This window comes from Actinoplanes palleronii (assembly GCF_016862315.1).
Taxonomy (GTDB): domain Bacteria; phylum Actinomycetota; class Actinomycetes; order Mycobacteriales; family Micromonosporaceae; genus Actinoplanes; species Actinoplanes palleronii.
In genome coordinates this window covers 18,470-40,717 of sequence record NZ_BOMS01000143.1, presented here as the reverse complement: position 1 = coordinate 40,717, position 22,248 = coordinate 18,470, and the positions used below count along the sequence as shown (strand labels likewise).

General features: G+C 71.7%; 23 protein-coding genes. 9 read left to right on the top strand and 14 right to left on the bottom strand.

What is annotated here, in order from left to right; translation table 11 throughout:
* The 3 genes from Apa02nite_RS42325 to Apa02nite_RS42315 form a co-directional block, all read right to left on the bottom strand.
* The gene (locus tag Apa02nite_RS42325) at nucleotides 1-2,061 is read right to left on the bottom strand and encodes a sensor histidine kinase (protein ID WP_203830111.1); all 2,061 of its coding nucleotides are present in this window, start codon (nucleotides 2,059-2,061) and stop codon (nucleotides 1-3) included.
* Between the two features lie 51 nt (nucleotides 2,062-2,112).
* Complete coding sequence (locus Apa02nite_RS42320; protein ID WP_203830110.1) at nucleotides 2,113-2,670, bottom strand: GGDEF domain-containing protein; 558 nt, start codon at nucleotides 2,668-2,670, stop codon at nucleotides 2,113-2,115.
* Nucleotides 2,671-2,748: 78 nt separating this feature from the next.
* Nucleotides 2,749-3,018: a hypothetical protein gene (locus Apa02nite_RS42315; RefSeq protein ID WP_203830109.1), complete on the bottom strand. Its 270-nt coding sequence runs from the start codon at nucleotides 3,016-3,018 to the stop codon at nucleotides 2,749-2,751.
* Nucleotides 3,019-3,183: 165 nt separating this feature from the next.
* On the opposite strand from Apa02nite_RS42315, the gene Apa02nite_RS52125 reads away from it, so the two are divergent.
* Nucleotides 3,184-4,770 carry a GGDEF domain-containing protein gene (locus tag Apa02nite_RS52125; RefSeq protein WP_203830108.1) on the top strand — a complete coding sequence of 529 codons (1,587 nt, stop codon included), beginning with the start codon at nucleotides 3,184-3,186 and terminating at the stop codon, nucleotides 4,768-4,770.
* Between the two features lie 49 nt (nucleotides 4,771-4,819).
* Here Apa02nite_RS52125 and Apa02nite_RS42305 read toward each other — a convergent pair whose 3' ends face one another.
* From Apa02nite_RS42305 to Apa02nite_RS42270, 8 genes are all read right to left on the bottom strand, one after another.
* Entirely contained in the window at nucleotides 4,820-6,658 is a 1,839-nt protein-coding gene (locus Apa02nite_RS42305) for an EAL domain-containing protein (protein WP_203830107.1), read from the bottom strand.
* Nucleotides 6,659-6,815: 157 nt separating this feature from the next.
* Nucleotides 6,816-7,097, bottom strand: a complete 282-nt coding sequence (locus tag Apa02nite_RS42300) for a hypothetical protein (protein ID WP_203830106.1) — start codon at nucleotides 7,095-7,097, stop codon at nucleotides 6,816-6,818.
* Nucleotides 7,098-7,104: 7 nt separating this feature from the next.
* Nucleotides 7,105-7,533 carry a polymorphic toxin type 17 domain-containing protein gene (locus Apa02nite_RS52120; RefSeq protein WP_203830105.1) on the bottom strand — a complete coding sequence of 143 codons (429 nt, stop codon included), beginning with the start codon at nucleotides 7,531-7,533 and terminating at the stop codon, nucleotides 7,105-7,107.
* Nucleotides 7,526-8,017: a WXG100-like domain-containing protein gene (locus Apa02nite_RS42290; protein WP_203830104.1), complete on the bottom strand. Its 492-nt coding sequence runs from the start codon at nucleotides 8,015-8,017 to the stop codon at nucleotides 7,526-7,528. Before Apa02nite_RS42290 ends, Apa02nite_RS52120 begins: the two co-directional genes overlap by 8 nt.
* A 5-nt stretch (nucleotides 8,018-8,022) precedes the next feature.
* Nucleotides 8,023-8,340: a WXG100 family type VII secretion target gene (locus Apa02nite_RS42285; RefSeq protein WP_203830103.1), complete on the bottom strand. Its 318-nt coding sequence runs from the start codon at nucleotides 8,338-8,340 to the stop codon at nucleotides 8,023-8,025.
* Entirely contained in the window at nucleotides 8,337-8,759 is a 423-nt protein-coding gene (locus Apa02nite_RS42280) for a YbaB/EbfC family nucleoid-associated protein (protein WP_203830102.1), read from the bottom strand. The genes Apa02nite_RS42285 and Apa02nite_RS42280 overlap by 4 nt, the downstream gene beginning before the upstream one ends.
* Nucleotides 8,760-8,945: 186 nt before the next feature.
* Complete coding sequence (locus Apa02nite_RS42275) at nucleotides 8,946-10,424, bottom strand: GGDEF domain-containing protein (RefSeq protein ID WP_203830101.1); 1,479 nt, start codon at nucleotides 10,422-10,424, stop codon at nucleotides 8,946-8,948.
* A gap of 65 nt (nucleotides 10,425-10,489) precedes the next feature.
* Nucleotides 10,490-12,091, bottom strand: coding sequence for a serine/threonine-protein kinase (locus tag Apa02nite_RS42270; protein ID WP_239164942.1), 1,602 nt, complete (start codon nucleotides 12,089-12,091; stop codon nucleotides 10,490-10,492).
* Nucleotides 12,092-12,242: 151 nt separating this feature from the next.
* Here Apa02nite_RS42270 and Apa02nite_RS42265 point away from each other — a divergent pair, with 151 nt between their 5' ends.
* Both Apa02nite_RS42265 and Apa02nite_RS42260 read left to right on the top strand, forming a co-directional pair.
* Complete coding sequence (locus Apa02nite_RS42265; protein WP_203830100.1) at nucleotides 12,243-13,907, top strand: DUF8823 domain-containing protein; 1,665 nt, start codon at nucleotides 12,243-12,245, stop codon at nucleotides 13,905-13,907.
* A gap of 26 nt (nucleotides 13,908-13,933) precedes the next feature.
* Complete coding sequence (locus Apa02nite_RS42260; RefSeq protein WP_203830099.1) at nucleotides 13,934-14,548, top strand: DedA family protein; 615 nt, start codon at nucleotides 13,934-13,936, stop codon at nucleotides 14,546-14,548.
* On the opposite strand, the gene Apa02nite_RS42255 is transcribed toward Apa02nite_RS42260, so the two are convergent.
* The gene (locus Apa02nite_RS42255) at nucleotides 14,541-14,810 is read right to left on the bottom strand and encodes a hypothetical protein (RefSeq protein WP_203830098.1); all 270 of its coding nucleotides are present in this window, start codon (nucleotides 14,808-14,810) and stop codon (nucleotides 14,541-14,543) included. The two genes, Apa02nite_RS42260 and Apa02nite_RS42255, sit on opposite strands and share 8 nt — an antisense overlap.
* A 422-nt stretch (nucleotides 14,811-15,232) precedes the next feature.
* Between Apa02nite_RS42255 and Apa02nite_RS42250 the strand changes: the two genes are divergently transcribed.
* Entirely contained in the window at nucleotides 15,233-16,231 is a 999-nt protein-coding gene (locus Apa02nite_RS42250) for a hypothetical protein (RefSeq protein WP_203830097.1), read from the top strand.
* A 38-nt stretch (nucleotides 16,232-16,269) separates the two neighbouring features.
* Nucleotides 16,270-16,599 carry a hypothetical protein gene (locus Apa02nite_RS42245; RefSeq protein ID WP_203830096.1) on the top strand — a complete coding sequence of 110 codons (330 nt, stop codon included), beginning with the start codon at nucleotides 16,270-16,272 and terminating at the stop codon, nucleotides 16,597-16,599.
* 7 nt (nucleotides 16,600-16,606) lie between these two features.
* Here Apa02nite_RS42245 and Apa02nite_RS42240 read toward each other — a convergent pair whose 3' ends face one another.
* Nucleotides 16,607-17,560, bottom strand: a complete 954-nt coding sequence (locus tag Apa02nite_RS42240; RefSeq protein ID WP_239164941.1) for a cyclase family protein — start codon at nucleotides 17,558-17,560, stop codon at nucleotides 16,607-16,609.
* A 121-nt stretch (nucleotides 17,561-17,681) separates the two neighbouring features.
* On the opposite strand from Apa02nite_RS42240, the gene Apa02nite_RS42235 reads away from it, so the two are divergent.
* Together Apa02nite_RS42235 and Apa02nite_RS42230 are read left to right on the top strand one after the other, a co-directional pair.
* Nucleotides 17,682-18,506: an SCO6745 family protein gene (locus tag Apa02nite_RS42235; RefSeq protein ID WP_203830095.1), complete on the top strand. Its 825-nt coding sequence runs from the start codon at nucleotides 17,682-17,684 to the stop codon at nucleotides 18,504-18,506.
* A 98-nt stretch (nucleotides 18,507-18,604) separates the two neighbouring features.
* The gene (locus Apa02nite_RS42230) at nucleotides 18,605-18,817 is read left to right on the top strand and encodes a hypothetical protein (RefSeq protein WP_203830094.1); all 213 of its coding nucleotides are present in this window, start codon (nucleotides 18,605-18,607) and stop codon (nucleotides 18,815-18,817) included.
* Here Apa02nite_RS42230 and Apa02nite_RS42225 read toward each other — a convergent pair.
* Nucleotides 18,780-20,669, bottom strand: coding sequence for a WD40 repeat domain-containing protein (locus tag Apa02nite_RS42225; RefSeq protein ID WP_203830093.1), 1,890 nt, complete (start codon nucleotides 20,667-20,669; stop codon nucleotides 18,780-18,782). The genes Apa02nite_RS42230 and Apa02nite_RS42225 overlap by 38 nt on opposite strands.
* A 116-nt stretch (nucleotides 20,670-20,785) precedes the next feature.
* Between Apa02nite_RS42225 and Apa02nite_RS42220 the strand changes: the two genes are divergently transcribed.
* Both Apa02nite_RS42220 and Apa02nite_RS42215 read left to right on the top strand, forming a co-directional pair.
* On the top strand, nucleotides 20,786-21,607 hold the full coding sequence (locus Apa02nite_RS42220; RefSeq protein ID WP_203830092.1) for a CPBP family intramembrane glutamic endopeptidase: 822 nt from the start codon (nucleotides 20,786-20,788) through the stop codon (nucleotides 21,605-21,607).
* A 27-nt stretch (nucleotides 21,608-21,634) separates the two neighbouring features.
* Entirely contained in the window at nucleotides 21,635-22,213 is a 579-nt protein-coding gene (locus tag Apa02nite_RS42215; protein WP_239164940.1) for a P-loop nucleotide/nucleoside kinase family protein, read from the top strand.
* Nucleotides 22,214-22,248 lie beyond the last annotated feature (35 nt).

Here is a 22,248-nt window from a genome sequence, read left to right as displayed (position 1 = left end):
TCAGCGCGCCTGGTCGAAGGACGACGGCATCCGGTGGGTGTTCGGGCCGGTCGGCGCGCGGGCCGGGATGGTGGCGGACGGGAGCGTGAAGCTGATCCGGGTGCCCGGCCCGGCCGGGTTGTCGGCCGCGGCGATCGTGCCGCCGTGCCGCTCCACGATGCGTTTGCAGATGGCCAGGCCCAGCCCGGTGCCGGTGTAGTCGGTGTCGCGGTGCGCGCGGTGGAAGTTGCCGAAGACCGCGTCGTGGTGCCCGGCCGGGATGCCGATGCCGTTGTCGGTGATCTCGACGCGGGTCAGCCCGTCGCCGTCCGGGTCGGCCGCGGTGGTGACGGTGATCGCCGGGGTGACGCCCGGGGCGGTGTACTTGATCGCGTTGCCGACCAGGTTCTCCAGCAGCTGCCGCACCAGCAGCGGGTCGCCGTCGACGGCGGCCAGGTCGCCGCACCGGAACGACGGCACGGCCTCACCGGCGCTCTGCGCGTGATCGATCCGGCCGGCCGTGATGTCGGCGAGCAGGCTGGTGAGATCGCAGCGGGCCGGCATCAGCGCGGCGTCGCGGGAGGTGGTGTAGACCAGCAGGTCGTCGATCAGGGTGCGCATCCGTGCCGAGGCCCGCTGGATCCGGCCGATGCCGTCGACCAGCGCGGCCGGGTCGTCGAGGTCCTCCAGCAGCGCGTCGCTCCAGCCCTCGACGGTGGCGAGCGGGTTGAGCAGGTCGTGGGCGACGACACCGGCGAAGTTGGCCAGCTCGTCGCGGTGCCGGCGGTCCGCGGTGACGTCGTACACGGCGACCACGGCGTGCGGCTGCTCGTTGATGTGGCCGGGCAGCAGCACCGCGGTGACCTTGACGATCCGGCCCTCGGGGACACCGGCGTTGCGGATCAGGTACTCGGTCGGGGCGAGCTGCTCACCGGCGAGCACCCGGCGCTGCGGCAGATCCTCCTCGGCGACCGGGGTGCCGTCGAGGTGGAACACGCCGTAGTAGGTGGCCGCCTCGGCACTCTCGTCGAGACTGGTGAAACCGCCGAGCAGCCGTCCCATCGCGGGATTGCGTACCAGAAAGGCGCCTTGCTCATCGACGACGCCGATGCCTTCGCTGACCGATTCGATGACCGTGGTCAGCAGTTGCGCCTGCTCGCGCAGCCGTGCGGTGAGCGCGTTGCGTTCGTCGCGGGACAGCGCCAGCGACAACCCGACGATCGCGACGGTGCCGACGAACAGCTGCGCGACCAGGGCGCGGACCGGATGCGATGCGATCATCGCGAACGGGCCCTCGCCTGCCAGGGTGAACAGCACGGCCAGGGTGCCGAACACCAGGTTGTGCAGCACCACGTAGGTGGTGTTCAGCCGCACGCCGGCCCACACCGTCATGGCGATCAGCGCGAACGCCGCGGGCAGGTCGTTCGACAGCCCGAACATCAGGTAGTACGCGGCGACGGAGGCGACGCTGAGCAGCGCGTACTCGAGCGTGCGGCCGACCGGCAGGGCCCGCGGCCGGTAGGAGTGCCGGCGCGCCCACGACCGGCCGACACCGCGAACGGCGATGCTGATCAGCAGGATGCTGACCACGTTGCGGGTGACCCAGACGAGCGCGCCCGGCCAGGAGTACGCCCCACCGGTCAGCCACACCCCGGTCGGGCCGATCAGCGCGCCGGCCCCGCTCGCGATGGCCGCGGCGCCGACCAGCCGCCACACCTGCCACAGCCGCGACAGGCCCTCGCCGTGATCACTACTGGTCACGCTCTCCGGCAGCCAGCGGTGGAACAGGGCGGTGAACAGGTAGGCCTGGACCAGGTTGGCGGCCACGAAGAACGCCGCCAGGGCCGCGCTCGCGCCGGTCGCGAGGTTGACCGCCATGGTGATCGCGGCCAGGCTCAGCCCGTCCAGCCACTGCCACCGGGATCCGCGCTGGGCGACGAACCAGACGACCAGGATGCCGGCGGCCGGCCAGACCAGGCTGAGGTTCGTGTCGTCCAGGACCGTCAGCCGGCCGAGGTACGCCGCCACCAGATACAAGATCGAAAATCCGACGGTACGGGCGGCCGAGCGCGCAAACGTCATCTGTCACCCCCCTCGTCTGCCGTTCGGCCACCGGCGGGAAGACCTGAGCCGTCACGCGGCCGCGGTGGCGGGCGGGTGCGGCACCGGGCTGACCACGCGGTCGCGGCCGGCGCCTTTCGCCTGGTAGAGCAGCTGGTCGGCGAGCAGCGGGAGCCGGTCGGGTTCGGTCACGTCGGCCGGCATGCTGGCCACCCCGACCGACACCGTCACGGTGATCTCGGCGGCCGGGCCGACCGGCACCGGCCGTTCCCGGACCGCGCGATGGATCCGGTCGGCGACCCGGCGCGCCTCCGGCGGTGAGGTGCGCGGCAGCAGGACGGCGAACTCCTCACCGCCGTAGCGGGCGAGCACGTCACCGGGGCGCACCGCCCGGGACAGCCGGTGCGCGACCTCGCGCAGGGCCCGGTCACCGCCGTCGTGCCCGTACGTGTCGTTCACCTGTTTGAAGTGGTCGATGTCGAGCAGCACCACCGCGGCGCCGTGGTGCGGTGACTTCGCCAGGCCGGTCAGCGCGTCCTGGAAGTAGCGGCGGGTGTGCAGCCCGGTCAGACTGTCGATCACCGCCATCCGGCGCTGTACCGCGACCATCCCGGCCAGCCGCCCGATCACCAGCAGGAAGAGTGCTCCGCAGCACGCGCAGATCAGCGGTACGTGCAGCGGCGCCCCGCGCAGGTACTGGGGCGACGGTCAGCACGAGGTAGCCGACCAGCGCGCGGACCGCCACCGAGTTCGTCGGGTGCTCAGCACGAGCCGGGCGCCGAGCGCGAGCAGCAGCAGGTCACCGAGCGGGTAGGCGGCCGAGACCAGCCGGGTCGCGGCCGTCGCGCCGGTGTCGCCGACCGTGGGGCCGATCAGGTAGACCCAGCACAGCAGGCCGGCCGCGACCGTGAGGATGGCCGCGTCGATCAGGCCGGGCAGGTCCCAGCCCGGTGTGCGGCGGCGCAGGATGAACACCATCGCGAACGCGCCCAGCCTGCATGGCCATGGTCCCCCTGTCAACGCCTCATCAGGAGGTTCGGCACATCCGGCACGTGATCAAGCTGGTTGGCGGCGCTACCGCCCGGCAATCGTCCTCCCCGGTCCCTCGCAACCTCGGGCTGCCAGCCTGGAGGGAACGAACCTATGGACGGGACCGAGATGTCGATGCTCGAGCAGGTGGCGCCGCCGCAGACCGCCGCCGGTCTCGCCGCGGAGCTGCTGAAGTTGGAGCTGATCACCGCTCCCGACCTGTCCGCCGAGCGCGACCGGGCGCTCGCGGCGCAGCGCCTCGCCGTGCGCCTGGGCCGGCGCGACCTCTACCTGCGGGCCACCCTGCACCTGGGCGACGTCCGGGGCCGGGAGGGCGACACCGTCGAGCTGGGCCGGATCGCCCACGCCGTCTACCCCGAAGCGGTCCAGATCGGCGACGCCTATCTGCTGGCCCGCAGCCACCGGCAGCTGTCGGTGTTCTTCTACTCGGTGGGCGATCTGGCCAACGCCATGGCGCACGTCGTGCAGTGCATGTCGCACACCGGCGACGACGTCCTGCCGGCGATCCGGGCCCGGCACCTGATGTCACTGGCCGTGGTGCTCGACGAGACCGGCGCCACCGAGGAGGCCGCCGGGCGGTTCGCCGAGGCGCTGGCCATCACCGAGACGCTGGGCGACGAGCTGATGACGCTGACCGTGCTCAACAACATGACCTACACCGCGTTCGAGCAGGGCGATCGGGAGCTTGCCGAGCGGCTGGCCGACCGGATGCGGGAGATCGCCCGCAGCCACGGCATCCCGATCCCGGCCAGCAACCTGGACACCATGGCCCGGGTCTGGATGATGTCCGGCCGCTACGCGCAGGCCGAGAACGAGCTGGCACCGCTGTGGGACGACGACTCGGCGCACCTGCTCAACGTCGGTCACGCCATCGTCGAGGCGCTGGTCACCGCCGCCGAGGCGCAGCGGGAGCAGCACGCCTACGACCGCGCGCAACGCACCCTCGACCATGCGGTGCGGCTGTGCGCCGAGCGGGACCTGCCCGGCTTCCGGGCCAAGACCCGAGAGGCACAAGCACTTTTGTACGCCGCGGCGGGCCGCTGGCAGGAGGCGTTCGAGGAGTTCCGGCGCTTCCACACCGAGACGCAGGCGCTGCAGTCGGCGCAGCGGGAGGCGCGCGCCCAGAGCCTGCACGCCGTCTACGAGGCCGACGAGGCCCGGCGGGCCAGCGCGACGTTCCGCGAGATGGCCTACCGCGACGCGCTCACCACCCTGCACAACCGCCGCTACGTCGACGAGCTGCTGCCCACCCTGCTGGCCGGCCCCGCCTGCCGGGTGCTGTCGGTGGCGCTGCTCGACCTGGACCACTTCAAGACGGTCAACGACACCCTGTCGCACCAGGCCGGCGACCGGGTGCTGCAGGAGGTGGCCACGGTCCTGCTCCGGTCGGTGCCGGCCGCGGCGACCGTGGCCCGGCTCGGTGGCGAGGAGTTCGTGCTGCTCCTGCCGGGTTTCGACGCCGCCGCCGGGCTGCGGACCGCGGAGGCGGCGCGCCGGGCGGTGGCCGAGCACGACTGGGCCCCGATCACCGGCACGCTCGCGGTGACCACCAGCGTCGGCGTCACCACGGTCACCTGCGACGGCGCCGGCACACCGTCGGCCACGCTCGCGGCCGCGGACCACCACCTGTACGAGGCCAAACGCGCCGGCCGCGACCGGGTCTGCGACGGCACCCGGTGATGGGGTGGCCCTGTCTGCGGGAACAGGGCCACCCGTCACCTGCGGTTCGTCACGCCGGCACCGTGATGCTGAACCGCTGAGCAAAGTCGTTCTGGCAGGTGAACTGGTCGATCGGCACGCTGTTGGCCGCGCTCTGGTTGCGCACGGTCAGACACTTGTTCGCGAACGTCTTGATGTAATAGGTCCCGCTCCCGGACGGCACGAGGCTGAACCGCTGGGCGAAGTCGTTCTGACAGGTGAACTGGTCGATCGGCACACTGTTGGCCGCGCTCTGGTTGCGCACCGTCAGACACTTGCCGGCGAACGTCGTGATGTAGTGCGTCCCGCTGCCGGACCCGACCAGGCTGAACTGCTGGGCGAAGTCGCCCTGACACTGGAACTGGTCGATCGGCACGCTGTTCGCCGCGCTCTGGTTGCGTACCGTGAAGCACTTGTCGGCGAACGTCCTGATCTCCTGCGACTGCAGGGAGGCGGGGGCGGCCTGTGCCACGCCACCCGCGGACACCAGTGCCGTCACGGTCGCGGCCGTGGTCACCGCGAGCCGGCGCAGACCGCTTCCCGATGTGCTGTTCATGGGGACTCCTCTTCCGATGACTCGGGGAACCTCGAGGTGTGCACGAGTGGTTCGCCGCGTCGCCGGATGCGGATGTCGAGTGTCGCCCAGACGACAGATCAGAGTGCCGGCAGTGCCGCCACCGTGAGCCTCTGCAACAGCACCCGGCCGATCGACGCGACCGTCGCCGGGTCGTCGGTCCGCAGCACGCCGACGCCGGCCCGGTGGCACAATGCCACCGCGTGGTGCGGGGTCATCACGACCAGACAGCTCTCGCCGGGGAACGGCGTGCTCACCCCGTCGGGCCGCAGCACGGCGGAGTAGAGGGGCCTGCGCACTGACCTGATCGACCTGGGGCTGCCACGGCGCCAGATCGTCCGGGGCGCCGTAGGAGCCGAGCAGCACCGCGTGCTCCTGGCCGTCCACGGCGGCGGCCACCCGTTCCAGCGCGCGCCGGGCCGCCGCTGCGCTGATCCGGTCGGCGCCGCCGGCCGCCGCCACCTCGTACGGGGTGCCGACCGGCTGGTGCAGGCCGGGACGCGGTGCCCGCAGTCGGGGCGCGACGGCGATGTCGGTGAGCCGCAGCTCCGCCGGTGGCGCCGGTCGCCCGAAGTACCAGCCCTGAGCCCAGTCCGCGCCGAGCGCGCGGGCGGTGGCCACGTCCGCCGCGGTCTCCACCCCCTCCGCGATGATCTTGGCGCCGGTCCGTCGCGCGGTCGCGGTGACCACCGCGCACACCTCGGCGGTCGCCGCCGCGGACGGATGGCGCAGCAGGCTCATGTCCAGCTTGATCACGTCCGGGTCGACGAACGGCAGGAACGCCAGCGACATCGGGTCGGCACCGACGTCGTCGAGGGCGATGCCGTTGCCCCGTTGGTGCGCCGCCCCCGCGATGCCCAGCAGGGCGGCCGGCACCGTGGCCAGCGCCCGCTCGGTGAACTCGGTGATCAGCCGGTACGACGGACGGCTGCGCAGCAACTCCCACATCCGCGGCGACGGCTGCTGATCCAGCGCGGCCGGTTCGGCGTTGATGAACAGCAGCGGCGGCGCCACCGGCATCAGCAGCACCGCTTCCAGCGCACGCTCGATGCACAGCATGTCCAGCGCGGCGAGCTGCCCGGCCCGGATCGCCGCGTCGAACAGCTGGTCAGGGCGTTCCAGCGCGGTACCGGCCGGTCCCCGGGCGAGCGCCTCGACGCCGACCACCGCGCCGGTCGTGAGGTCGACGATCGGCTGGACCACCGGCGTGACCAGCCGCTCCCGCAGGATCCGCGCCACCGCGGCGGTGTCCTCGTCGACGCCGACCTGTGCCCGGCTCTCCGCCACCACCTGCACGACGCCATCCCCTCACCGCTGACCGAACTCTTCCGGCCAAGCCGTGGAACCATCGGCCCGCAGCCCGCCGGCTGAAGGTTTCCGCCACGGCCGGCGTAGACAGCGGGGTCAACGGGGTCAACGGGGTCAACGGAACGATGACGAACAGCCGGTCAGATCACTCGGCGGGAGCGATGTCCCCGTAGCCGTCCTTGTCGACGACGACGCGGACCGTCTGCGGCTCGTCGTCGCTGTAGACCTCGGACTCGTCGACGACGACCCCCGTCGAGGCGAGCTCGTACTCCCAGAACATCGCTTCCTCGTCGTCGTCCGGGAACTTCACCGAGTAACTGGCACCGCGACCCTCGTCCTCGCCGATGCCGGTAACAATCCCGATTTGGCCCACGAACTCATCGGTGCGCGCCTGCTCGGTGACCCGGACCTTCTCGTAAAACTGCATGACACCATCACTTGTGAGTTATGTGACCGTCGAGCGACACATTCGCGTGCGAGCCGTCACGGGTCCATTTGCCGAGCTGTTCCCTGCCTTTGCCGCGGAGCTGGACATCCCACTCGAACTCCTGACCGGGAGTGCGACTGGGGCCCTTGGTCCACTCGTTGCCGAAGCGGTCCTTGTAACCGCCTCGAGGCGTCCTGGGCAGCGGCATCGACGGATTGTAGCCCTTCGGCGGGACGTATCGGATACGCCCCTTCGTGGGCAGACCGGCATCCTTGATCCGGCCTTTGGTGCCGGAGCGGGCGGCGCCGCGCGCCGTCTTCCCGCTTCGCGCGGCCGCCTTCTTCGCTTTCTTCAGCAGTTTCCGGGCGGCCCGGGCAATGATGCCCTCGGCGACTTCGGCCCCACCATGCCGGGCGGCACTTCCTCCGCTAGCCAAGAACGACCTCCAGCGCCTGGCTGATCAGAAAATTGATCGCCATGTCGGTCAGTTTCTTGAACACCGGGATCTCCAGCAGCGACGCCCCAAGCGTCTCGGGTGCAGTCAGGACTGCTTGAAGGATCTCTACGGCCAGGACCGTCAGCTGCACGATGACGTTGATCTTCAGAGCAAGGACGATGCCGGCGCAGACGATCAGGGAGGCCCCGATGGCCTGTGCCCCAGTCACCCCCTCGGCCAGCACCTGCCGCCCGGCCTCCTCGCCCGACCACCTCGCCTGGAACGCGTCGATGTCGGCACCGCGGTTGCCGGTCAGTGCGGTACGCACCGCCACGTCCGCCTCCTGCCCCACCTCGCCGAGCGTGTCGGCGAACTGGATCCACTGCTGGCCCAGCGCGAACATCTGGGTCTCGTCCGATTTCGGCCAGGTGTAGCCGAGTTCGTTGAGCAGGTCGGCGAGTTCACCGGGAATCTCCAGCCCCACGACGGCTACCGCATCATCCGGTTGAAACGGTCGGCAATCTCCCGTTCGTTCGCCTCGTGGCTGTCCGCGGACTCCTCCAGGCCGACCCCGAAGTCGTCGAACGACTCCGCCACCGACACGAAGCACTCGTCCGCGATCTGGTGCGCGGCCTGGTACGACGCCCCAATCAAACCGCCCACCGCATCGTCGCCGAAGATGTCGCCCATCGACTGCACCTGGGAGCTGAACCCGGCCCACTCCCGGTCGAGGCGTTCCGCCGCGCGAGCCAACTGTTCCCCGGCGCGGCGCAGCGCGTCGAGGTCGACCTCAACGCCGGTGCTCACCGCCGCTCGCTCCCGGGCTCCCGCATCCGGGCCAGTACGTCGTCCATCGCCTGGCCGAACGCGCTCATCTGCCGGACCGACGCATTCTGCACCTCGCGCAGCTGCTCGGCCAGTCGGGCCGGGTCGACAGTAGCCGGGACGCCGGCGGCCGGCTGCTGGGCGGCAGCCAACGCGGCGTTGACCGCGCTCACGATGTGCTCGCCGAGATCCTCGCTGGCCAGGCGCATCACCCGCGGGTCGAGCCGGACGGAATCGAGCCGGCCGGCGCGCATCACGGCCCGAACCTGACCGTCAGCCGCCTCGCCGACCGCATCCTCGCGGGGCACGTCGGCCTCCTGCGGGCCGGGACGCATGGTGTCCAGCGTCTGCCTCATCTGCGCCATCAACTGGTCGACCTGCGTGCTGCCGAAATCCGCCACCCGCGACCTCCCCGATTGCTCCGCAACCAACCGGACGGCGGCCTAACAACGTCTCGCATCGATTCCGGGCCGCCGCCCCGCTGGAGAGCGTATGCACCCCGGGTCACCTGCCGTAGCCGCTGCATGACCGCGCAGGCCGCCTGCAGCTGCGCGGGTCGCATCCCTGCGGCATGAACGAACCGCGTGTCACGACGGTGCGTCGCTGGTGGCGGCGTCCTCGGCGAGGCCGGCTGCCACGATTTTGTCACGGCCGGTGTGTTTTGCCTGGTAGAGGGCGGCGTCGGCGCGGGCGATCAGCTCCTCGGAGGTCTCGGTGCGGTCCCAGGCCGCCGCGCCCGCCGAGAACGTCTGCGCCGCCGGGGTCACCTGCCGGAGCCGCTGCATGATCGTGCAGGCGGTCTCCAGGCCGGTGTCGGGCAGCAGCACGATGAACTCCTCGCCGCCGTAGCGGGCCAGGACGTCGGACTGGCGCACCTGGCCCAGCCACGCGGCGGCGGCCTCCTTGAGCAGCCGGTCGCCGGCCTGATGGCCGTGGGTGTCGTTGAACATCTTGAAGTGGTCGAGGTCGACCATGCAGACGCTGACCGGCAACCCGGTCTGCCGGGCCCGCTCCAGCACCCGGGGCAACTCGTCGGTCCAGGCCCGCCGGTTGGACAGGCCGGTCAGTTCGTCGCGGCGGGCCAGGTCGCGCACCTGCGCGGTCTGGCGTTCCGCGAAGCGCAGCAGCACCGTCAGCCGGGTGACGACCAGCACCGACATGATCGTGGAGCCGGTGGCGATGGCCAGGCCGTGCTGGAACGCGCCGTGCGACATCTGCAGGATCAGTACGGCCGGTGCCATCAGCAGCGCCAGGAGCAGCATCGACATCAGCGGGATGCCCGGTGGCCGCATGATGGCGTTGGCGCGCTGCTCGTCGGTGGCGGTGGCGTGCCGCACGCCGTACCCGAGGATCACGAACGCGGCGAAGTAGAGCGTGTCGATGCCCCGCGTCGCCCAGTCCGGCACCGTGCGGCTGCCGATGAGCAGCCAGACCAGGTCACCGGCCAGGAACGTGATCAGGCCGGTGGCGAGCCACGGCGGCGCGAGGCCCCAGCGGACCGCGCGGCGGGCTCCGGACGCGCCGCCGCTGCGTACCAGAATGAGCGCCAGGAAAATCAGCAGCAGGTCGCCGACCGGATACGCCACCCGGACGAGTTGCCCGGCCAGGGAGTACTCGGGGTCGCCCAGGGCGGGTTCGATCGCGTAGACCCAGGCCAGCACGCCGATGCCCGAGGTGATGGTGGCCGCGTCGAGGACCGCCGGGCGGATCAGCTGAGGCGGCCAGCGCCGGATCATCAGACCGATGCTGGTCAACACGGCCGGGTAGAACAGCAGGTAGAACGCGTCGGCGACGGTGGGGTAGGCCTCGCTGCCCAGCACGTCGTACACGATGGTGTTGGGAACGACAGCGGCCCCGTTCGCGAGGATGCCGAGAGCCAACAGATACCAGGCGACCCGCGCGTTGCGCGGCAGTCGCCGCGCGGCGACCACGATCACGGCGGTCGGGCCCAGGGTGTTGACCAGCGACCAGGCCAGCTCCACCCACGTGCCGATCGCCAGCAGCAAGTACCCGGCGATGGCGAGCACCATCGCCACGACGGACGTCCGCCACCAACGCCGACCCATGGCTCCAGCAGATCGCAGTCCGGGCGCGCCCATCACCCGAATCGGGTGCAGTACGGGAGCAAAAATCAGGCGGCCGTGACGTGCGCGTCGCGCAGCACGACCTTGATCTTGGGGCCGTTGCCGCCGACCGCTGCCCCGAAGGTGACCTGGCCGCTCTTGTGGCGCGCGCCGGCGGCTTTGCCCCGGGACAGGTCACTGGTCAGCACGGTCTTGCCGTCCACCGACACCTTGGCGGTGCTCTTGACCACGTCCACCCCGATCACGTGCGGACCGTTGTCTTCGATCTTGAGCGTCTTCATGGTGCCGGCGACCACGTTGTGTTCGTCGGAGTAGTCGAGCGCGCCGTCGTTCAGGAACAGCACGGCGACGTCGTCGGCGCAGACCGAGGCGTAGTAGCCGTTGTTGCCGTCGGCGCTGAGGCGGAACCAGATGAGCGTGCAGGACCGCACCGACATCTCGGCCCGGACCGTGATGTGCGTGTCGCCCTCGAAGACCTGCCGGGGGCCGTAGTCGCACTGGGTGAACGCGGTGGCCTGCACGATCAGGCCGTCGGCGGGCGTGCACCCGTTGTCCGCGTCGCCGGAGGCCGACCACAGCCCGTCCGCGGTCAGCGGGTCGAACAACTCCTTCGCCGACTGCCGGGCCGTGGGCAGGACGGCCACCGGGGACGCGCTGGGTTCCGCCGCGGTCGACGGTGTGACCCGCGGGAGCTGCAGACCCGCCCAGACGCCCACGGCGGCGAGCACCACGACGGCCGCCGCGGCGACCCGCCACCGGCCCCGGGGCCGGCGCAGACCCCGGGCGGCCTCGGCGGCCCGGTGCACGTCGGCCGGGATCGCCGCGTCCCGGCCGGGCCCGGCGGTCAGCTCCAGCAGCAGTTCCTGCGCGGTCGGCCGCTGCGCCGGGTCCTTGTCCAGGGCCCGCCCGACGATCCCGGCGAGTCCGGCGGGCAGGCCGTCCAGCTGCGGCGGCTGGGTCAGGATCCGGCCTGCGGTCGCCGCCGGGCTGTCCCCGGCGAACGGGTTCCGGCCGGTCGCCGCGTACGCGACCACCGCGCCCCAGGCGAAGACGTCGGCGGCCGGTGACAGCTGCTGATCCGCGTCCGGCGTGAACCGCTCCGGCGACATGTACGCCAGCGTGCCGACCATCTCCTGGGTGGCCGTGTGATGGCTGGTCGCCTCGACGGCCTTGGCGATCCCGAAGTCGATCACCTTCGGGGAGCCGAGCGCGAACAGCACGTTCGCCGGCTTCAGGTCCCGGTGCACGATGCCCGCGCTGTGGATCGCCACCAGCGCCGACGCCACGCCCACCGCGACGCTGTGCAGGCTGCCACCGCGCAACGGCCCCTGCTCCCGGATGACCTCGGCCAGGGTCGGGCCGTCCACGTACTCGACCACCAGGTACGGCGTCTCGTGGTCGGGGTCGGCGTCGAGGACCTCGGCCGTGCAGAACGCCGGCACCTCCCGCGCCCGGTTGACCTCGCTGCGGAACCGCGCCCGGAAGTTCTCCTCCCGGGCGTACTCCGCCTTGATGACCTTGACGGCGACCAGCCCGCCGGCCGGGTCGCGCGCCAGGAACACGGCGCCCATCCCGCCCTCACCGAGGCGGCCGATCATCTCATAACGGCCCAAAGAGCGCGGGTCCTCCGGGCGCAGGGAAGAAGTCACGCGGGCACTGTAGTCCCCAGTGGACAGCTGGTCACCGGCACGCACTTGACACCCTGGTTCAAGATTCTTTCAGCCCATACGTGTTACGGTCCGCCGCCCGGATCGGCGCGCCCGTCACCGGCGGGAGCAAACGAACGGATCAGACGACCCGATGACACTGCTAGACCAGGTGCACGCCGGCCCGATCATCGCCACCCCGCGCTGGTGGGGCCGCCCTCCGGCGATGGCGGCGCTGCTCGCCGGCGTGCTCGGGCTGGTCTGGGCGCTCTGGTTCGCCCGCGACGCCGGTGACCTCGCCGCCCAGTACGCCTGGACCTCGTTCGTCCGCCACCACCCCGGATCGGCCTACAACCTCTCCTGGTACGGCGGCATCCACCCGGCCTCGTACAGCATCGTCTCGCCGTACCTGATGGCGTGGCTGGGCGTGCGCACCACGGGCGTGCTCGCCTGCGCCGGCGCCGCGTACCTCGGTGGGGTCGCCCTGACCCGGTTCGGCATCCGCCGTCCGCTGCCGGTGGCCCTCTGGATGGCCGTCGCGGTCTGGTCGAACCTGGCCGCCGGCCGGGTCACCTACCTGCTCGGCACGGTGTTCGCGCTGGCCGCGGTCACCCTCGCACCGCCGCGGACCGGCTCGCGGCAGCGGCACCGCCCGGTGATCGCGGCCGGACTCGGCGTGCTGGCGACGCTGTGCAGCCCGGTCGCCGGTCTGTTCATCGAGGTGCTCGCGGCGGCGCTGTTCCTGATCGGCCGCCGCCGGCGCGCCTACCTGCTCGCGGCCGGCCCGCCGGTGGTGATCGCGGCGACCGCGCTGCTGTTCCCGTTCTCCGGCGTCCAGCCGTTCCCCTGGTACGCCGCCTTGGCCACGGTCGGCGCGGCGGTGGCCGTCGCCCGGCTGACCCCGCCTGCCTGGCGCACGATCCGGGCCGGCGCCTGGGTCTACGCCGTCGGTGTCACCCTGACCTGGCTGTTGCCCACGCCGATCGGCAGCAACGTGGAACGCCTCGTCCTGCTGGCCGGTGCCACCATCCTGTTCTGCGCGGCGCCGCTGGCCCTTTCGGTCCGTCGACGATCCCTTGCGTACGCCGTGGCCACCGTCCTGGCGGCCTGGACGGTGCTCCAGCCGCTCGCCGGGCTGGTCCGCACCACACCGGCGAGCGCCGCGACCACGTCCGACGCCAGCCCGATGATCGCCGAGCTGATGCGCCTGGGCGCGCAACGGGGCCGGGTGGAGGTCGTTCCCCTTCGTACCCATATGGAAGCTTCGGTGGTGGCGCCCTACGTCGGGCTGGCCCGCGGCTGGAACCGGCAGGCCGACGTCGAACGCAACCCGCTGTTCTACGACGGCACCCTGACCGCGGCCTCCTACCGCACCTGGCTGACCAACTGGAGCGTCGCGTACGTGGTGCTGCCCACCGACGAGCCGGACAGCTCCGGCATCGCCGAGGCGGAGATCATCACCGCCGGGCCGTCCTGGCTGCCGCTGGTGTGGAGCGACGCGGCGTGGCGCATCTACCGGGTCGAGGGCTCCGACCCACTGGTCTCGGCCCCGGCGACGGTGGTCTCGGCCGGCCCGGCCGCGCTGACCGTGCGGATGCCCCGCGCCGGCACCACCACGCTGCGGATCGCCTGGTCGCCGTGGCTCGCGATCGACGGAGTCGACCAGGACGTGGACGGCGGCGCCTGCCTGACCCAGAACGGCTCCTGGACCGACCTGTCCGCACCGGCCGCGGGGACGTACACGATCGAGGCCCGCTACGCGTTCGACCGCGGCACCCCGTGCCCGGTGGACGGCCCGAGCCGCGCACTCCGGCGATAGCCTCCTACATAATGTAGGTTGCAGGCGTGACCTTTCTCGACCCGGAGTGGCTGATCTCGACGTTCGGCCTGGTCGGGATCCTGCTCATCGTGTTCGCCGAGTCCGGGCTGCTGTTCGGCTTCTTCCTGCCCGGCGACTCGCTGCTGTTCACCGGCGGCCTGCTCATCGCCGGCGGCACCTACCTGCACCAGCCGCTCTGGCTGATGTGCCTGCTGGTGTCGATCGCCGCGATCGCCGGTGACCAGGTCGGCTACCTGTTCGGCCGGCGGTTCGGCCCGGCGCTGTTCCGCCGCCCGAACTCCCGGCTGTTCAAGCAGGAGAACCTGACCCGGGCCCAGGAGTTCTTCGCCAAGTACGGCGCCCGCTCGATCGTGCTCGCGCGGTTCGTCCCGATCGTCCGGACGTTCACCCCGATCGTGGCCGGGGCGAGCCACATGCACTACCGCACGTTCCTGCTCTACAACGTGCTCGGCGGCACGCTGTGGGGCTGCGGGGTGACCGTGCTGGGCTACTTCCTCGGCCAGATCGCGTTCGTGAAGTCCAACATCGAACTGATCCTGATCGGCATCGTGCTCGTCTCGGTGATCCCGATCGGCGTCGAGCTGCTGCGCAGCCGCCGCAAACGCGGCCGGGTCAGCTGACCGCGACCGCACCCGTCCCGGCCGGGAAGAGCGGGGCGGCACCGGGGCGGCGGGTCACCAGCAGCACGACGAGCAGCGCCAGGGCCATCGCCACGGCGTAGCCGATCCGGAACGCCGCCGGATGCTCGGTGTGCCACGGCATGACCAGCGGATTCCACAGGCCGACCGGGTTGTCGTCGGCCGCGAACGTGAAGAAGTGCCACTGGGTCCAGTTCCAGCCCAAGTGCAGGCCCAGCGGCAGGGCGATGCCGCCGGTCTTCACCGACGGGTTCGTGCCCAGGCTCAGCAGGTGGTACCCGCCGAACGCGGCGGCGAGCAGGGCGACGGCCGCGCGCGCTCCGACACCTTCGGCCAGTCGCTGCAGGGCGTACCCGCGGAAGGAAGGTGGTCGGCCGGATCCGCGACCACACGTTCGTCCTGCTGGTCAAGGCCGGCCTCGTCCTCGCATCTGCTTGTTCAAGAGGCGGCTGATGCCCGCCGTAAGCGGACCGTAAGGAGCTCGGACGCCCCCGCCGAGCAGAATCGACATCGACTTAATTCGATACCCAGAGGGGCTTCAGCGATGCGTTCACGGGAACAGCGAGCTACGTCGCGATCGCGGCGGTCCTGGCCGGCGCGGGGATCGCCGCGGCACCGGCCGCCGCCGCGCCGGCACTGCCCAGGTACACCTACATCGACCTCGGCGTGCTCGGGAAACCGACCACCGGCGAGTCCCCGCAGGCCATGGCGGCCGGGTTGAACAACACCCGGACCGTCGTCGGGGACTCCACGATCGCCGGCATCTACGGCTTCCACGGTTTCGTCTGGCGCGACGGCGCCCGCACCGACGTGGGCACGATCCTCGCGAGCCCGTACGCGGCCAGCGGCGCCACCGCGGTCAACGACCAGGGTGTCGTCGTCGGGGCGACAAGCGTGACCGCGACCGATCCGGGTCACGCGTTCCGCTACGCCGGCGGTGTGCTGACCGACCTGGGCACGGGTGCGGGACCCGGCAGCGGCAGCAGCGCCCTGGACGTCAACGACAGCGGCACGGTCGTCGGCCGCCGGGTCACCCAGCAGGGCGCACCCGACGACGGCGCCGTCTGGCGCGACGGCAAGGTCACCGTGCTCGGGTCGCTCGGCGGCAGCGCCGGCCCGTGGGGCACCAACAGCGTCGCCAACGCGGTGAACAACATCGGTCAGGTGGTCGGCCAGGCCGCCGCACCGGACGGCTCCCCGCACGCGTTCCTGTGGCCGGGCAGTGGCGCGCTCCGCGACCTGGGCACCCTCGGCGGCATCGGCAACGGCACCTACGCCACCGACATCAACGACCTGGGCCACGTCGTCGGCGCCTCCGGCACCCGCACCGAGCAGATCCACGCGACGCTGTGGCGCGACGGCGCGATCCGCGACCTCGGCACGCTCGGCGGCACATACTCGGAGGCGCGTGCGCTCAACGAGTCCGGCCAGGTGGTCGGCTCCTCCCGGACCACCGGCGACGCGGACTACCACGCGTTCCTGTGGCAGTCCGGCCGGATGGTCGACCTGAACCGGCGCGTCCCGGCCCTTCCGGCCGGTGTCACCCTGGTCTATGCCGCCGGTATCAACGACCACGGCGCCATCGTCGGCTACGCCTGCCCTTACACCTGCTCGGAAGGCGGCGACTACGCCCGGCGGGCCTTCCTGCTGGTCCCGACGCCCTGACCCGCGGGCCGGACCGTGGGATCCGGCAGAATCAGGCCATGGACGCTGACCGGGGACTCGACGTCGGGGAACACTTGGTGCTCCAGGACCTGGAGGGCGATCCCGTGCCGCCGTGGGAACTCGGCTGGCCGGAGGCGCTGTCGCGGCAGGAGGTCGCCGACGTCCTCGGGCCCGGCCTGGTCTCCCTGGCCGCCCGCGGCTTCATCGAGGTCCGGCGGTTCCCCAGCTGGCCCGAGCCGTGGGAGCACGGCCTCCCGGTAGCCGGCGACGAACTGCTCGCCGCGACCGCACGCATCGAGCTGTGGTCCGACTCCGCCCGCATGCACCTGGCCGCCCAGATCACCGACGCCGGAGTGCCGTACCTGTAGCCGCCGGTCAGAACGTGGCGATCGGGTTGACCGGGCTGCCGGACGTGCCGGCGAAACGGACCGGAGCGACCGCCAGGTGGAAGTCCCACTGGCCCAGCTCGGTGGCCGTCGACGCGCACGCCTCCAGGTCGCAGTTGTCCAGCAGCCACAGGCCCATCGCGACCAGCGCCACCGCGTGCACCGGCATCAGCACGTCCGGGTAGCCCGACGGCTGCACGTCCTGCGGGGTGTCGGCGGCGATCAGGGCGACGCCGCGGTCGTGCAGCCACGGCAGGCAGGACGCGTGCCAGCCGGCCTGGGTGAACCCGCTGTTCTCGCCGCCCTCGCGGCGGGCGCGGCCGTAACCGGTACGCAGCAGCACCGCGTCGCCCGGTCGCACCTGGACACCCTGGCGGCGCTCGGCCTCCTCGAGATCCTCGGGGAAGACGCCCTGGCCCGGCTCCAGCCACGGCACGTCGCGGGCCGCCGCCACGTCCAGCAGGACACCGCGCGTGACGATCCCGCTCGCCGCCGCCGTGACGGCCGCCCACGCCGAGCCGGTGGCCGGGTCGACCAGGGAGTGCGGGCGCCCGTTGTACAGCGTGCCGTCCCAGAACAGGTGGCACGGCGAGTCGAGGTGGGTGAGCGTGTTGCCGTGGAACGTCAGGCCGAGCCGCTCCGTCGAAAAGCCCCAGCGGCGGTCGGCGTGGAACGCGGCCGGCAGGTTCTCACCGCCGGGCATGTCGGCGGCGCACGGGCACGTGGTCGTCGACCGCTCCATGTCCCGCGGCACGGCGACCTCCCACGCACACGACACACTCCGCCCGCGCCGGACCGCCCGCGCCGCCGCCAGCCGGACCGCGTCGGTGATGAGGTTCAGCGTGCCGCGCTCGTCGTCGTCGCCCCACCGCCCCCAGTTCGACAGCGTGTCGAAATACCCGAGCACGTCGTCCTGGGTGGGCATCGACCGCTCTGCCGTCATCCCTGCAGGCTATCGCGACAGTACGGTGCCGGCGGGTTGTCGTATCCGGGGCGCGCCGTTCGTTGCCCTGGTGAGCGGCTGCCCACCCGGGGCGCCGTCACGACCACCGGAGGTACCACCGATGTCGCACCCCCTCATCAAGATCCACCGGATGTTCGAGCTGGTCGAGCCGATCGGCGCCATCACGTTCTCCGACATCCCGAACGAGGCCTTCCTGGCCGTCGGCATGCGCAATTACTGGGACGGCTACTTCGCCGGCCGGGCCGCGCCGCTGGGCCTGGCCCCGGCCGAGGTGGTGCACGCGGTCTTCTACAACTTCGCCGACGGCGAGGTGGCCCGGCACATCCCGTGGGTCTGGGGCAAGATCACCCCGCAGGAGGCGATCGCCGTGCGCGAGCGGGGCAGCGCCGCCGCACTGCGCCAGGCGATCGGGGACCTCGCCCACTCCCCCGGCCTGGCCCGGGTCACCGCCATCGCCACCCGGGCCGCGGTCAGCGCGCCGCTCGAGGGACGGATTTTGTACGCCGGTCTGCGCGCCCTGGCCGTCCCCGAGGAGCCGGTCGCCCAGCTCTGGCACGCGGCGACCCTGCTGCGCGAGCACCGCGGCGACGGCCACAACGCCGTGCTGGTCGCGCACGGCATCGGCGGCACCGAGGCGCACGTGCTGCTCGCGCTCACCCTCGGAATGCGCGCCGAGGAATTCGGCCGGGTCCACCACCTGCCCGCGGAGCAGCTGGCCGCGGTGGTGGGCGGGCTGCGCGCCCGTGGCCTGGTCAACACCGACGGCGGGTTCACCGACGCCGGCCGGGAACTCCGGGAACGGATCGAGGCCCGTACCGACGAGCTGGCAGCACCGGCGTACGACGTGCTCAGCGCGGACGAACTCGACGAGCTGATCGCGGGTCTCGAGCCGATCGCCGCCGCCGTGACAGCCGCCGATCTCTGAAAAGGACCGTGGGGGTGACGTCCGGCCGTAGACGCCCGTACTCCTTCCAAGATCGTTATGTTCGTGTTCCACGAGTCCACCACGAAGGAGCCGAGACTGTGACCGCCACCGTAAGGTCCGTCGACCTGCCCGAGGGCACCACCGCCCACGACGAAACCCTCGATCGCTGGTACGTCAAACGGCTCGCCGGCATGTTCCCGTGGCGAGCCGGCAACGGCGAGAAGCTGACCAACTTCGAGGTCGACAACTTCCTGCGCATCGGCCGCATCATCATCACCCTGCCGGAGCGCCACCAATACCCGGTGGGGTGAGCCGGTCGACCTCGGCACAGTAGAGGTCGCGGCGGCAGGCCAGGACCAGTCGGCCGTGCGGTGCCCAGGCCAGCGCCTGGGCCGGACAGGGCAGAGTGAGCCGGCCGAGTCCTTGCCCGGTGGTGGCGTCGACGACCGACACCGTGGTGTCGACCCGGGCGATCGCGATCAGGCCATCGGCTGCCGCGAGGGCGGCGACCGGCACGTCCTGGCCCGGTTCGACCGGCGACACCTCGCCGGTGCGCAGGTTGTGCATCCGCACCAGAGAACCGCGCACCGTGACCACGGCAGGGCCGGCCCCGATCCATCCCCGGACCGCTTCGCCGATCTCGACGTTCACCCCTTTTTCGGTACGGGCGACCAGGTCACAGACCGTCATCGGACCGAACATGCCCCCGATCGCGGCGGTGGGTCGCCCGTCCAGCAGTCCTACCGCGACGCCGCGGGGCGGATGGCGGTTCACGATCGTGCCCAGGTGCAACCCGGTCCGGACCTGGGTGAGCCGGATCTGGCCGTGGCATCCCGCGGTGAGCACGGCCGGCTCGCCGTCGAGCTCGAACGGGACAGCGATGTCGACGTCCTCGCCGTCGTCCAGTGTGACCGCCGGCGCGGAATCCCCGTCCACCCATCGAAACAGTGAGCGCAGGTCACCCCCGGCGGCCAGCACACAGGTCTGCACCGCGGCGACGGCACTGACCTTCCCGGGCAGCGACCCGAGGTCGGGCCCCCGAACACCGTCGGCCAGCCGCCACACACTCAGGACCCCGTCACCCCCACCCGCCACGACCTCACCGTCCGGGGTGACGGCCAGGCACCGGATGTCGCTGGGATGCCCGGTACCGACACCCGGCCGCCCTTCGCCGCCGAGGTCCCACATAGAGATCGCGTCGTCTGCCTCCGAGCCGACAAGCAGGACGCCGGGCCCGCCGGAGAGCATCCGGGCGTGACTGACCGGCCCGATCAGCGGCGCGCCGACCGACACCTCGGCCCGCACCTCCCACAGGTTCACGGTCTCGCCGTCCGCCATGCCCAGCAGCGGCCGGCCATCGGCGGCGACGAGCGCGGCAATGCTCCATGGCCGGAGCGCAAGACGCTCGCCGAGCAGCCGACGACCACCGGCCCCGGCATCCCCCACCGTGATCACGCCGTCGAAGTCCAGCACAGCAATCATCGAGCTCCCCGACCAGCTGACGATCGCGGCGGGGACCCCGCCGTCAGAGGACAGGCGCAGGGCACCGGCTCGCGTGCCGTCGACGAGGTCCCACAAGGTCACCGCGTCACGCCCTGTCGCAGCCACCGGGCGGCCGGCGACGTGCACGACAGCGACCGCGTTCAACCGCTCGCCGGTGTCCACACTCGTGGTCCGACCGCTCCGCAGGGCCGTGACCCGCAGGAACCCGTCCCAGCCGACGGTCACCACCGCGGGGCCGTCGGCCAGCATCACGGCGGTCATGTCCTGAACATCCAAGGCGCTGTCATGGCCGGGCAGTGTCCCGAGCCCACGGCCGGTCTCCAGGTCCACCACCGTGGGCGGTCGCGCCCACTCCCGGACCACCGCGAGCGGCCGCCCGTCGACCACCACGGTGACGAGCAGCGCCGAGGAGCCGACCTCCGGCACGGTCCGGAGCAGAGCGCCGGTCGCGCGCTCCCAGATCCGCATCCCCGGCTCGGGGCACCGCTGGTGATGCAGGTCGCCAAGGTTGCAGTCGAAGTCCTCATGCCCTTCGGTCAGCGTGACGACGACCTCGACCCCACCGACCACGGCCGTCGCCAACGCGGCCGGCTGGTCTGCGGCGAACACCTGCCGCAGCGCTGGATCCGGCCCCGACCAGGTGCTCCAGAGGACACGCACCCACCGATGCTACGAGCGCCGCATCCCGCCGTACCAAATTTTGTCGCTCTTGCCCGGCACCGCATCCCCGCCGGGGTTGCCAGCGGCCCGGCAGTTCATCATGATCTTCGATCGTGATGTCGCTGATTCTCTCGGTCGCCCTGGTGCTCGCGGTCCTGGTGGACGCGACGGTGGGCACCGTCCGCACCCGGCGCGCGCTGGCGGCCGTCGATGCCGTGCCCGCGAACCGGTCCCGCTTCTACCGGCGTTTCATCGTCATCGGCTGGGTCCGCGCGGTCCTGGCGACGCTCGTGGTGTTCAGCGCGGGTCTCTCGCTCACCGACATCGGCCTGGCCGGACCGGGCAGCGGCCCCACCGCGGGAGTCCCGGACGGCGGCACCCTCGGCTGGCTGGCCGCCGCGACCCTGATCTTGTCCACCGGGATCGGTGCCGTCCGCGCCCGCCGCAGCATGCGCGCCGGTCAGATCCACCCGCAGCGAGTCAAGATCGCCGCCCTGGTCCCGCGAACGACCGGCGAACGCTGGCACGCCGCCGCCCTGTCGATCACCGCCGGCGTCACCGAGGAGATCCTCTTCCGCGGCGCGCTGATCGCCCTCGGCATCACGGTCTTCCACCTGCCGATGCCGGTCGCCGCCGCGCTGAGCCTGGTCCTGTTCGCCGCCATGCACGCCTACCAGGGCCGTCTCGGCGTGCTGAACTCCGGCTTCGTCGGCCTGCTGTTCACCATCCTGACCCTGCTCTCCGGCAGCCTCGTCCCGGCGATCGCCATGCACATCGCGGTCGACCTGTTCGCCCTGCTGGTGGTTCCGGCCGAAGCCACCCCGCGTCCGCCGGACATCCCCGAGCAGCCCGCGGTGGTCCCTGCCGACGTCCCACCCCCGACCGAAAAAGACCAGCAGACCGCGCCCACCCTCAGACCGCCCGCCCCCGCCGGCTGAACAAACCAGATTTCGTACGATGGGAAAGTGAGTGATTCACGGGCGGCGGATCACCGTCCCACCCTGTTCTTGATGGTGGGCCTACCCGCCTCCGGAAAGACCTTCCGAGCGCGGGAGCTGGCAGCGGCCCGCAGCGCCCTGCGGCTCACCCCCGACGAGTGGGCGCTGACCCTTTTCGGTCAGGAGGACCGTCACGAGGAGCCCGGCGGCAAACGCTGGCTGCTGGAGGGCCGGCTCGTGGCACTGGCCCTCGACACCCTGCGCCTGGGCCTCGACGTCGTCCTCGACTTCGGACTCTGGTCACGCGACGAACGCTCCGCCCTGCGCTCGCTGGCCGCTTCGGTGGGAGCGTCCTGCGAGATCGTCTACCTGCCGGTGGACCGCGACGTGCAGTGGCACCGCATCCAGCATCGCTGGAAACACACGCCGGAGCAGACCTTCCCGATGGCCGAGGCGGAACTCGACCCGTGGCGAGAACAGTTCGAGGCCCCCGACGCCGACGAGCTCTCCGGCACGGTTCTGCCCGCTCCACCACCCGACCACGAGAGCTGGCTCGACTGGGCCCAGCGTTTCTGGCCCTCCCTCGCGCACAGCCGAACGACGTAAGTGCCTGTCTCGCTACCCCCGGATGCGCCGAAGAC